12 protein-coding genes are annotated in these 10,700 nt (G+C 73.2%); 2 read left to right on the forward strand and 10 right to left on the reverse strand.

Annotated features, from left to right (window positions below; genetic code table 11):
- Positions 1 to 58: 58 nt before the first annotated feature.
- On the forward strand, positions 59 to 1,234 hold the full coding sequence (locus ACIWVC_RS16640) for an MFS transporter (RefSeq protein WP_396454285.1): 1,176 nt from the start codon (positions 59 to 61) through the stop codon (positions 1,232 to 1,234).
- Positions 1,235 to 1,326: 92 nt separating this feature from the next.
- On the opposite strand, the gene ACIWVC_RS16645 is transcribed toward ACIWVC_RS16640, so the two are convergent.
- From ACIWVC_RS16645 to ACIWVC_RS16685, 9 genes are all read right to left on the reverse strand, one after another.
- Positions 1,327 to 1,530, reverse strand: a complete 204-nt coding sequence (locus ACIWVC_RS16645) for a cold-shock protein (protein WP_067468803.1) — start codon at positions 1,528 to 1,530, stop codon at positions 1,327 to 1,329.
- A gap of 187 nt (positions 1,531 to 1,717) precedes the next feature.
- Complete coding sequence (kynU, locus tag ACIWVC_RS16650) at positions 1,718 to 2,983, reverse strand: kynureninase (protein WP_396448490.1); 1,266 nt, start codon at positions 2,981 to 2,983, stop codon at positions 1,718 to 1,720.
- A complete protein-coding gene (locus ACIWVC_RS16655; RefSeq protein ID WP_396448491.1) occupies positions 2,980 to 4,035 on the reverse strand; it encodes an amidohydrolase family protein in 1,056 nt (351 codons plus the stop codon). The genes kynU and ACIWVC_RS16655 overlap by 4 nt, the downstream gene beginning before the upstream one ends.
- 1 nt (position 4,036) lies before the next feature.
- On the reverse strand, positions 4,037 to 4,609 hold the full coding sequence (locus ACIWVC_RS16660; RefSeq protein ID WP_396448492.1) for a 3-hydroxyanthranilate 3,4-dioxygenase: 573 nt from the start codon (positions 4,607 to 4,609) through the stop codon (positions 4,037 to 4,039).
- A complete protein-coding gene (locus ACIWVC_RS16665) occupies positions 4,606 to 5,040 on the reverse strand; it encodes a RidA family protein (RefSeq protein WP_396448493.1) in 435 nt (144 codons plus the stop codon). Before ACIWVC_RS16665 ends, ACIWVC_RS16660 begins: the two co-directional genes overlap by 4 nt.
- Positions 5,040 to 5,783 carry a 2-keto-4-pentenoate hydratase gene (locus ACIWVC_RS16670; RefSeq protein WP_396448494.1) on the reverse strand — a complete coding sequence of 248 codons (744 nt, stop codon included), beginning with the start codon at positions 5,781 to 5,783 and terminating at the stop codon, positions 5,040 to 5,042. The genes ACIWVC_RS16665 and ACIWVC_RS16670 overlap by 1 nt, the downstream gene beginning before the upstream one ends.
- Entirely contained in the window at positions 5,783 to 6,568 is a 786-nt protein-coding gene (locus tag ACIWVC_RS16675; protein WP_396454286.1) for a 2-keto-4-pentenoate hydratase, read from the reverse strand. Before ACIWVC_RS16675 ends, ACIWVC_RS16670 begins: the two co-directional genes overlap by 1 nt.
- Before the next feature lie 10 nt (positions 6,569 to 6,578).
- Entirely contained in the window at positions 6,579 to 8,015 is a 1,437-nt protein-coding gene (locus tag ACIWVC_RS16680; RefSeq protein WP_396448496.1) for a 2-hydroxymuconic semialdehyde dehydrogenase, read from the reverse strand.
- Between the two features lie 251 nt (positions 8,016 to 8,266).
- Complete coding sequence (locus ACIWVC_RS16685) at positions 8,267 to 9,133, reverse strand: alpha/beta hydrolase (protein WP_396454287.1); 867 nt, start codon at positions 9,131 to 9,133, stop codon at positions 8,267 to 8,269.
- Positions 9,134 to 9,343: 210 nt separating this feature from the next.
- Here ACIWVC_RS16685 and ACIWVC_RS16690 point away from each other — a divergent pair, with 210 nt between their 5' ends.
- Entirely contained in the window at positions 9,344 to 10,177 is an 834-nt protein-coding gene (locus ACIWVC_RS16690; RefSeq protein ID WP_396448498.1) for an alpha/beta fold hydrolase, read from the forward strand.
- Between the two features lie 58 nt (positions 10,178 to 10,235).
- Here the strand turns inward: ACIWVC_RS16690 and ACIWVC_RS16695 are convergent.
- On the reverse strand, positions 10,236 to 10,700 hold a 465-nt coding region (locus ACIWVC_RS16695), incomplete at its 5' end, for a penicillin acylase family protein (RefSeq protein WP_396448499.1).

The following is a 10,700-nucleotide window of genomic DNA, read 5'->3' on the forward strand; positions in this document are numbered from 1 at the left end:
CAGGGAGCCTGCCTTATTCACTTTTCATCAGGAAGCCTGCCTGTTAGTTTCTACGCCCATGAACCCTCACCACCGCGCCATCGGCGTGACCTTCGCCGTGCACGGCGCCGTGGCGGGCACCATCGCCACCCGCCTCCCCTGGATCCAGGACCGTCTCGGCCTCTCCCCCGGCGTCCTCGGGCTCGCCCTGCTGTGCCCGTCCGTCGGCGCGTTCGCCGCCATGCCGACCGCGAGCCGGCTCGCGCACCGGATGGGCGAGCGCCGCACCGTCCGGCTGCTGATCGCGGCGTGGTGCGCGGCGCTCGCCCTGCCCGCCCTCGCGCCCGCGCCCGGCTGGCTGTTCCCGGCGATGCTGCTGTTCGGGGCGACCGCCGGCATGTCGGACGTCGTGATGAACGCGCACGCCGTCGCGGTGGAGCGGAGCATGCGCCGCCCGATCATGTCGGGGCTGCACGGGCTGTGGTGCGTCGGCAGCCTCGCCGCCGGCGGCGCCGGGATCGCCGCCGCGCACGCCCGGGTCGACGCCCGGCTCCACCTCGGCCTGGCCGCGCTGGCGCTGCTGGCGGCGGGCGGCCTCGCCGGGCGGCGGCTGCTCGCGGACCGCCCGGCCGGCGGCGTCCCGGCGCCGCGCCGCTTCGCGCTGCCGACCCGGGCCGTCCTCGCGATCGGCGTGGTCGGGTTCTGCGGGACGTTCGCCGAGGGCGCGAGCGCCGACTGGTCCGCCGTCTACCTCACCGAGGTCGCCGACTCGGGGCCCGGCCTCGCCGCCGCCGCGTACACGATCTTCATGTCCAGCATGGCGGGGGCCCGGCTGGCGGGCGACCGGGTCGTGCACCGGTTCGGCCCGCCGGCGGTCGTCCGCTCCGGCGGCTCGGTCGCGGTGCTCGGCGGGGTCCTGGTGGTCGCCGCCCGCACGCCCTGGCTCGCCATCGCCGGCTTCGCGCTCATCGGCGTCGGGATCGCCACGGTCGTCCCGCTGGTGTTCGCGGCGGCGGCCGGCACCGGCGCGACGCCCGGCGAGGGCGTGGCGGGCGTCGCGACGATCACCTACCTGTCCGGGCTGACCGCCCCGGCCGTCACCGGCTGGACGGCGGGCGCGCTGTCCTACCCCGCCGCGTTCGCGATGATCACCTGCGTGGTCGCGGTGATGACGCTGGCGGCCGGCGCGCTGCGGCCGCGCGGCGCCGGCCGGGGCGCGCCCGCGCCCGGGACGTCCGCGAAGGCGCTGCGCTAGCGGCCCGCGAGCCGGGCGAGCGCGGCCGGCGGAGAGGCGAAAGGCCGGGGACGGCGAGCGTCCCCGGCCTGACGCGGGTGCGGACCTGTGCCTTAGAGCGGGTAGACGCCCTCGGCCTGCGGGCCCTTCTGGCCCTGCGTGATCTCGAACCCGACGCGCTGGTTCTCGTCCAGGCTGCGGTACCCGCTGGTGGTGATCGCCGAGTAGTGGACGAACACGTCGGGGCCGCCGCCGTCAGGCGCGATGAACCCGAAGCCCTTCTCGGCGTTGAACCACTTCACGGTGCCTTCGGCCATGCTGTCTTTCCTTCTGGTGTGACCTCACCGGCCCGCCGGGCGGCGGGCCGGGCTGCAAGCGGACTCATCCCACGTCCGCCGGTCACCCGGAAAAACGCTTCGAGACTGCTAGACGCCGGCCTGGCCGGGTCATCGTGCAACGCGTCCGAACCTACCCGATGCCGGACCGACTTATGCACTGACACACCTAAACAAGATCCGCCAGTGCCTCGGCGGCGCGGTGGCAGTCGTGGAACGTGCAGTACAGCGGGACGGGCGCGAGCCGCACGACGTCCGGCTCGCGTGCGTCGGCGACCACGCCGTGCGCCTCGGCGAGCCGCCGGACGAGCCCGCCCGCGTCCGCGACCCGCAGCGACAGCTGGGTGCCGCGCGCCGCGGGGTCCGCCGGGGTGATGATCTCCAGGCCGCCGAGCGGGGCGAGCCGGGAAGCCAGGTAGCCGGTGAGGCGCAGGCTCTTGGCGCGCAGCGCCTCCATCCCGACCCGGTCGAAGATCTCCAGGGAGGCGAGGACGGGGGCGAGCGCCATGATGGGCGGGTTGGACAGCTGCCAGGCGTCGGCGGAGGCGGGCGGCGCGATGTCGGGGTCCATCCGGAAGCGGACCGACGGTTCGGTCCCCCACCAGCCGGACAGCCTCGGCACGGACGCGTCCCGCACGTGCCGCTCGTGGACGAAGCAGCCGGCGACCGCGCCGGGGCCGCTGTTCAGGTACTTGTAGGTGCACCAGGCGGCGAAGTCCACGTCCCAGTCGTGCAGGCGGAGCGGGACGTTCCCGGCGGCGTGCGCGAGGTCCCAGCCGACGGCGGCGCCGGCGGCGCGGCCCGCCTTGGTGATCGCGGGCATGTCCATGAGCTGGCCGGTCAGGTAGTTGACGCCGCCGAGCAGGACGAGCGCGACCGTGTCGCCCTCGCGTTCGAGGAAGCCGAGGACGTCCTCGGTGCGCAGGTTGTCCTCGCCGCGGCGGGGCCTCAGCCGCACGACGGTCTCGGCCGGGTCCAGCCCGTGGTGGACGGCCTGGCTGGCGACCGCGTACGAGTCGGACGGGAACGCCGAGTCCTCGATCACGATGCGGGTGCGGGTCCCGGCGGGCCGGTAGAAGCTCGCCATCATCAGGTGCAGGTTGACCGTCAGCGAGTTCATCGCGACGACCTCGTGCGGCCGGGCCCCGACGAGCCGGGCGAAGGGCTCGCGCAGCAGCTCGTGGTAGCCGACCCACGGGCGGCGGCCCCGCGTGTGCGCCTCGACGGCGAGCCGCGCCCAGTCGTCCAGCTCCTCGCGGATCAGTCCCGCGGCGCCGCGCGGCTGGAGGCCGAGGGAGTTGCCGGCGAAGTACGCGGCCTCCTCGTACGCGCCGCCGGGCGCGGGCGGGACGAGGAACTCGCCGCGCAGCGTGGGCAGCGGGTCGGTCTCGTCGAGCCGCCGCGCCTCGTCCTCCGCGGAGGTCGCGTAGCTCACTGGGCCATTCCCTCCGTGGTCACGAGTCGTTCGCCTGCCGCGTCCGCCACCGGGTCGCCGGCGGGGGCGAAGAACGCCTCCGCGTTGCCGCCGAGCATCCGGGCGCGGTCGGCGTCGTCCAGCCCGGGGCACGCCCGGATCGCCGCGCCCGGCTCCTTCTCGCCGAGCGGGAACGGGTAGTCGGTGCCGAGCATGACGCGCCCGGCGCCCATGACGTCCACGAGCAGCCGGAGGGCGCGCGGGTCGAACACGGCGGAGTCGACGTGGAACCGGTCGGTGTACTCCGACGGCGGGCGCGGCGAGTCGGCGCGGACGATGTCGCGGCGGTGCCAGGCGTTGTCGGCGCGGCCGAGCAGGAACGCGAAGGAGCCGCCGCCGTGGCAGAAGCACAGCCGCAGCGACTCCGGGATGCGCTCGAACGCACCCGACAGCATCAGCCCGAGGATGCTGAGCTGGGTCTCGGCGGGCATCCCCGACAGCCAGGGCAGCATGTGCCCGCGCATCCGGTCGGCGCCGAGCATGTCCCAGGGGTGCGCCAGCACGGGCAGGCCGAGCGTCGCGCAGTGCGCGAGGAACGCGGTGATGCCGTCGTCGTGGAGGTCGCGGTCGCCGACGTGGTTGCCGATGTGGACGCCGCGGTGCCCGGCCGCCTTCGCCCGCGTCGCGATGTCGCGGGCGAGCTCCGGGTCCTGGAGGGGGACCTGGCAGAGCGGCAGGAGCCGGCCGGGGGCGTGCGCGCAGAACGCGAGGATGCGCTCGTTGACCAGCTCGCACCACTCGGCGGCGCGGGACGGCTCGGCCGCGTACCCGAACATGAGCGGGGTGGACGAGACGGCCTGGACGTCCACGCCCGCCGCGTCCATGTCGGCGATGCGGCGCTCGGGGTCCCAGAGCGCCTCGCCGACCGGCCGGTACTCGTCGTCGCCGCACATCATCATGCCGCTGCCGCCGCCGTCGACGCGGAGCCAGGGCTGCCCCTCGTCGGCGAGGACGCGGCCCTCGGCGCGGCTGATCCGCGGGAAGACGTGGGCGTGGACGTCGATGACCGCCATGTCAGACCCGGGGCGCCGTGGTCGGGGTCATGGTCTGCGGCCACGTCTTGCCGGGGTGGACGGCCCCGCAGTTGGGGCACTTGCGGTCGCCGCCGTAGAAGGCCTCGAAGGCGGGCGGCAGGTCGTCGACGATCGAGCGGACCTGGAGCTCGGCGCGGTGGACGAGGTGGTGGCACTCGGTGCAGTACCACTCGAACGCCTCCTTGAGCCCCTCCGGCCGCGGGATCTCCACGACGAGGCCGATCGAGCCGGCCTCGGGCCGCTGCGGCGAGTGCCGGACGTGCGGCGGCAGCAGGAAGACGTCCCCCTCGTTGATCTGCAGGTCCGTCGGCGGGCGGCCCTCCTCCTCCATGACGCGCAGCACCATGTTGCCCTTGAGCTGGTAGAAGAACTCCTCGGTGGGGTCGTCGTGGAAGTCGGTGCGCTGGTTGGGGCCGCCGACCACCATGATGATCAGCCCGGCGTCGTCGAACACCTGGACGTTGCCGACCGGCGGTTTGAGCAGGTCGCGGTGCTCGTCGATCCAGGACTCGAAGTTGAACGGCCGTCCGTACGACAGCTGCGGGAGGGTCATGATCCGGCCTCCTTGCCGTTGCGGGGAATGTGGGCGACGCACGAGATCTCGATGAGCAGGTGCGGGTGCGGGAGCTGGTGGACGGCGACGGTCGTGCGGGCGGGGCCGGTCTCGTCGAAGTACTCGCCGTAGACCTCGTTGTAGCCGCCGAAGTCGTTCATGTTCACCAGGTAGGCGGTGATGTTCACGATGTCGCGCAGGTCCCCGCCGGCGGCCCCGAGCAGGTCGCGGACGTTCTCGATGACGGCGCGGGTCTGCGCGCGGATGTCGAGGTCGGTGACGCCCATGGGGTCGGCGCTCGCCCCGACGAACGTCCCGTCCGGGCGGCGGGAGCTCGTCCCGGACACGAACACGAAGTCGCCGGCCCGCTTCAGGTGCGGGAACCGCCCCCGCGGCCTGGCCTTGCCGTCCACGAGGAACGCGTCGCCCATCACGTCGTCACCTCCACGGCGCCGAGGCCCGCTCCGGTGACGCGGACGTGCGCGTCCTTCGGCAGCGGGACGGCGGCCGTCGCCGCGCCGGCGAGGACGATCCAGCCGGGTTCCAGCGTCATCCCGGCGCCGAGCGCGAGCCGCGCCGCCGCCCGCAGCGACCGCGCCGGGTCGCCGAGGATCGCGGCGGACGAGCCCGTCTGCACCGGACGCCCGTCGATCTCCAGCAGCAGCCCGACGTTCGGCAGGTCGCGCGGCGCGTGCCAGGCCCCGTACCCGAACCGCGCCGCGGACGCGTTGTCGGCGATCACGTCGGGGAGGGTGAACTCGAAGTCCCGGTAGCGGGAGTCGAGCACCTCGAACCCGACCGCGACGCCCGCCACGGCCGACTCCACCTCGGCGGCCGAGCGGACCTCGCGTCCGATCAGGTAGGCGATCTCCGGCTCGATGCGCGGGTGGATGAGGCGCGACAGGTCGACGGACGTCTCGGCGAGCATCCCGTCGGTGAGCAGGCCCCAGATGACGTCGTCCACGCCCATCTGCACCATCTTGGCGCGGCTGGTGAACCCCATCTTCACCCCGGCGAGGCGCTCGCCCCGCTGCCGCCGGCGCTCGATCCCCGCCCGCTGCACCGCGTAGGCGGCGGGCACGTCGAACGGCGTCTTGTCCGTCAGCTTCGGGATCGCGCGGACGTCCCGGGCGGCCTCGTCCAGCTCCGCCGCGAGCGCGTGCACGTCCACCATCAGCCCTCCTCCTTGCCGAAGGCGACGCGGACGTCGCCGAGCCCGTCGATGCGGGCCTCGAACACGTCGCCGGGCGCGGCCGGGACGACCGGGCCGAGCGCGCCGGTCAGCACGGTGTCCCCGGCGCGCAGCGGGCGGCCGACGCGGACCAGCGTGTCGGCGAGCCACAGCGCGGCGTTCAGCGGATGGCCGAGGCAGGCGGCGCCGTTGCCGGTGGAGACCTGCTCGCCGCGCCGCTCCATGACCATCCCGCAGAGGCGCAGGTCGGCGTCCTTGAGGAGGACGGGGCGGTTGCCGAGCGCGTACATGCCGGAGGAGGCGTTGTCGGCGACGGTGTCGGCGAGCGTGATGTCCCAGTCGCGGACGCGGCTGCCGACCACCTCGATCGCTGGCAGCGCGAACGCGGTCGCGCGGATGACGTCGGCCGCGGTGTGCCGCTCGTGGGTCAGGTCGCGGTCGAGGACGAGCGCGACCTCGGCCTCGGCGCGCGGCTGCAGGACCGCGCCGGCGGGGATCTCCTCGCCGTCCGGGACGGCCATGTCGGCGAACAGCATGCCGAAGTCGGGGGTGTCCACGCCGATCTGCCGCTGGACGGCCTTCGAGGTCAGGCCGATCTTGCGTCCGGCGAGGCGGCGGCCCTCGCCGAGCCACCGCTCGGTGAGCCGGTCCTGGACGGCGTAGGCGTCGTCCGCCGTCGTGATCAGGTCGCGGACGGGCGCGCAGGGCGTGCCGCTCGCGTAGGCGCCGAGGAGCCGCTCGGCGGCCCGGTCGATGTTCGTCGTCACTGGCTCGCTCTCAGATCTGGATGCAGACGTTGACGGGTTCGGAGAAGAAGTCCAAGGAGTACTCTCCCCCTTCCCTTCCGATCCCGGACGCCTTGACACCGCCGAACGGGGTCCGCAGGTCGCGCAGGTTCCAGCAGTTCACCCAGACGATGCCGGTCTCGATGCGGGGCGCCACCCGGTGGGCGCGCGACAGGCTCGTCGTCCAGATCGTGGAGGCGAGGCCGTAGGGGCTGTCGTTGGCGAGGCGCAGGGCCTCGTCCTCGGTGTCGAAGGGGGCGACGTGGCAGACCGGCCCGAAGATCTCCTCCCGCACCGTGCGGGCGGACTCGGGGAGGCCGGTGAGCACGGTGGGCTCGACGTAGAAGCCGCCGTCCCGTTCGTCGCCGAAGGCCGGGGCGCCGCCGCCGGTGACGACCGTGGCGCCCTCCTCCCTGGCGAGCCGGTAGTACGACAGGACCTTGTCGCGGTGCTCGGCGGAGATCATCGGCCCGTAGTCCTCGAGCTCCCTCACCCGTCCGGCCAGCTTCCCGACGAACTCGTCGAAGACCGGCCGTTCGACGTAGACGCGCTCGGTGCACAGGCAGATCTGCCCCGAATGGGTGAAGGCAGACCGCACCGTGCCGTCCACGGCCGCGTCGAGGTCGGCGTCGGCGAAGACGAGGGCGGGGTTCTTGCCGCCCAGCTCGAACGACACGGGCGTCACGTGCTCGGCGGCGTTCCGCATGATCGCCGCGCCGGTGGCCGACTCCCCGGTGAAGGCGATCGCGTCCACGCCCGGGTGCCCGGTGAGGAACTCGCCGGCCGCGCCGGCCCCGTGCCCGTGCACCAGGTTGAACACGCCCTCCGGCAGCCCGGCCTCGTCGATGACCCGGGCGAGGAGCGTGGCGGTGGACGGCGTCTCCTCCGACGGCTTGAGGACGACGGTGTTCCCGCACGCGAGCGCCGGGGCGATCTTCCAGGTGGACAGCAGCAGCGGCAGGTTCCACGGCGAGATGACCGCCACGACGCCGAGCGGCCGCCGCACCGTGTAGTTGAGCGCCTGCCCGGTGCCCGTGCTCCACCCCGGGACCTGGGTCGTGTAGGCGCGTTCGGGACGTCCATACAGCAGGTCGGCGTAGGCGCGGAAGTTGCCGGCCGCACGCGGGACGTCGACGGTCTCGGCGAACGCCCTGGGCCTGCCGGTGTCGGCGACCTCGGCCGCGACGAACTCCTCGAACCTGGCCTGGACGCCGTCCGCGACGCGCCGCAGCGCGGCCGCCCGCTCCTCGGCGCTCGCCGTCCCCCACGGGCCCTTGAGGGCGGCCCGCGCGGCCGACACGGCGTCGTCCACGACCCCCCGCGTGGCCTCGGGGACGGCCCCCAGCTCGGCGCCGTTCACGGGGTCGATCAGCGGGAACGTCCGCCCGTCCGAGCGGAAGACGCCGCCGACGTAGTGCTCAGCCTTCATCCGTTCCTCCCGCTCAGCTCGACACCTCCGATCCTCCGCCCGCGAGCTATGCCTGACAAATACCAATTGACCAGTGAGCTATCACGAACCCGTGATAGTGAGGCGGCATGCGGGCGATCGGCCTCCTCAACGGGCGGCTGAAGCAACGGCACCTGGAGGCGGTCCGCCGCCGGGTCGGCGTGACGCCGCCCGCTCCCCGGTCCCGTCCGCCCGCCTCATGCTCGACCGCCTCGAACGCGAGGCGGCCGCGCTCACCGCCTGATCAGGCGCATCAACTCGGCGCTCACCGGCGACCGCGGGTCGGCGAGTTCGAGCACGACATCGAAATGGTCGCGGTCCGGCACGATCATCAGCTCCCCGGCGCCCCACTGCGGCTGGAACGACTTCGACTGCTCCAGGAACCCGTCCCCGTCGTGCTCTCCGGCCACGAACACCGCGGGACACCGGTAGTCGGCGTCCAGCAGAGCAGGGCTCAGTGCCGCGGCCCGCTCCAGATCGAGCTTCACGTACTCGTTGACATAGATTCGCGTGATCGGCCGGATGTCGAACAAACCGCTGAACGGCATCGCGGCCTTGACGACGTCCCGCGGAAGCCCCAGGCCGTCCTGCCAGCCGCCGACCATCGTCATGCCGGTCAGATGCCCGCCCGCCGAGCTGCCGCCCACCACGATCCGCTCGGGATCCAGGCCGAAATCACGTCCGTGCCGGTACACCCACGCCACAGCGGCCCGCACCTGCCGGACGATCTCCTCCAGCGTCGCCTCCGGCGCCAGCGTGTAGTCGGGCACCACGGTCGCGACGCCCTGCTCGTCCAGGGCCCGCGCCATGAAGGACGAAACGTCCCGCGAAAGCGCCATCCAGTAGCCGCCGTGCAGGAAGACGAACACGGGCCGGAGCCCGCCGCCGGTGCCCCACACATCGAGCCGCTCCCCGCCGGCCTCGTCGTAGACGATCCCCGGATGGCCGGCCAGCCCGTCCACCGCCTGCTCCGACATCTCCCGGTACCGCTCCATGTGCCGCGCGAACAGCTCCGGGCCCGCCTTCCGCCGCACGTTGTAGGCGACGTCCAGTTCCTCGTCGCTGAGCCCGCTCCCCGGCCAGTCATGCAGATCGCTCACGCCCACACCCTCCTCCCGCCGCGCACGACCGGGCAAATACCGATTCACCCGGCGGCTATCACCACTCTGCTATCCGCTCGCACCGCCGGCGCGCGACCACCGGAACCGAGAGCACGGGCTCCGCCGCAGCGGACACGGAGGAGGAGAGTTGACAGCGTCGGCTAATCAGGTTAGCTTTTAGCTAATTCAATTAGCTACTTGGAGGTCGTCATGACCGAGTTTCTGACCGTCGACGGCGGGACTCTCGCCTATGAGGTGGCGGGGGACGGGCCGCTGATCGTCCTGGCGCACGGGATGGGCGACAGCCGTGACGGGTACCGCGGCATGATCCCGGCACTGGCGGAGGCGGGGTACCGGGTCGCCGCCGTCGACCTGCGCGGCTGCGGCGAGTCCAGCGTCGACTGGCCCGAGTGGAGCCGCACCGCCGTCGCCGGCGACCTGCTCGCCTTGATCCGCCACCTGGGCGGCCCGGCCGTGCTCGTCGGCCACTCGTTCTCGGGCGGCGCCGCCACCATCGCCGCGGCGAAGGAGCCCTCGCTGGTCAGCGCCGTGGTCGAGCTGGCGCCGTTCACCCGCAAGCAGTCGGTCAGCCTCGGCGGCCTCCTGAAGGTGCAGCGCTACCGGCGCGGCATGCTGCGGCTGCTCGGCACCGCGATGTCCGGCAGCGTGCGGCTCTGGCGCTCCTACCTCGACGTCGCCTACCCCGGCGCCAAGCCGGCTCACTGGGACGAGCGGATCGGCCGCATCGACTCCCTGATGCGCGAGCCGGGCCGGATGAAGGCCATGCAGGGCATGGGCAAGAGCGCCCCGGCCGACGCCGGCGAACAGCTCGGCAACGTCCGCTGCCCGGTCCTGGTCGTGGAGGGCTCGCTCGACCCCGACTGGGCCGACCCGCGCGCCGAGGGCGCCGCGATCGTCGACGCCCTGCCGTCCGGCCGCCTGGAGATGATCGAGGGGGCCGGGCACTACCCGCACGACCAGTTCCCCGACCAGGTCGTGGCCCTGATTCTGGACTTCCTGCGCTCGGACGCCGCCCGCGCCTAGGGCCGGACTGGACGCGCGCGGCCGGCGTCCAGGGCCTCGATCCTGCTCCTCGGCCGGGTCACTTCCCCGTGAGGGTGACCACCTTCAGGCCCGGGGCCTTGTCGATCTCGCTGGAGCAGAAGCGTTCGGTGACCCACTGCTTCTTAGAGAAGAGGCGGGTCTGGTCGGCGTAGTGCGGGGACGTCGGGTCGGCCGACTGGGAGTAGGTCAGGAGGGTCCGGGTGTCGGGGCAGGCATCGCCGTCGAAGGAGACGACCTGGACGTAGCTGGACCCCGTGGTCACCTCCGTGTAGCCCTTGCCGGGCGTCCAGGGAGCCTCGATCTTGTTGAGGACGCCGAGGTCCTCGGTGCCTCCGCCGAGCGGGATCTTCTCGCCGTTGCGCGTGACGTACTGGTGGTCGCCGAGAGGCGCGTCGAGCGGGATGTTCGACTTCCGCAGTTCGTCGACCGCGTCGATCAGGGCCTTGCGGGCGGCCCAGGAGCCGGTGTTGAAGTCGCGCGGCGTGTCGACCGGGTCGGACGC

The sequence above is a fragment of the Actinomadura sp. genome (genome assembly GCF_044508335.1).
Lineage (GTDB): Bacteria > Actinomycetota > Actinomycetes > Streptosporangiales > Streptosporangiaceae > Spirillospora.

Bases quoted from the DNA above. Each gene is read 5' to 3' on its own strand.
- ACIWVC_RS16660 (WP_396448492.1), bottom strand. From the start codon at position 4,609: ATGACCCTCCCGCAGCTGTCGTACGGACGGCCGTTCAACTTCGAGTCC.
- ACIWVC_RS16655 (WP_396448491.1), bottom strand. From the start codon at position 4,035: ATGGCGGTCATCGACGTCCACGCCCACGTCTTCCCGCGGATCAGCCGC.
- ACIWVC_RS16665 (WP_396448493.1), bottom strand. From the start codon at position 5,040: ATGGGCGACGCGTTCCTCGTGGACGGCAAGGCCAGGCCGCGGGGGCGG.
- ACIWVC_RS16680 (WP_396448496.1), bottom strand. From the start codon at position 8,015: ATGAAGGCTGAGCACTACGTCGGCGGCGTCTTCCGCTCGGACGGGCGG.
- ACIWVC_RS16670 (WP_396448494.1), bottom strand. From the start codon at position 5,783: ATGGTGGACGTGCACGCGCTCGCGGCGGAGCTGGACGAGGCCGCCCGG.
- ACIWVC_RS16690 (WP_396448498.1), top strand. From the start codon at position 9,344: ATGACCGAGTTTCTGACCGTCGACGGCGGGACTCTCGCCTATGAGGTG.
- ACIWVC_RS16645 (WP_067468803.1), bottom strand. From the start codon at position 1,530: ATGGCCGAAGGCACCGTGAAGTGGTTCAACGCCGAGAAGGGCTTCGGG.
- ACIWVC_RS16640 (WP_396454285.1), top strand. From the start codon at position 59: ATGAACCCTCACCACCGCGCCATCGGCGTGACCTTCGCCGTGCACGGC.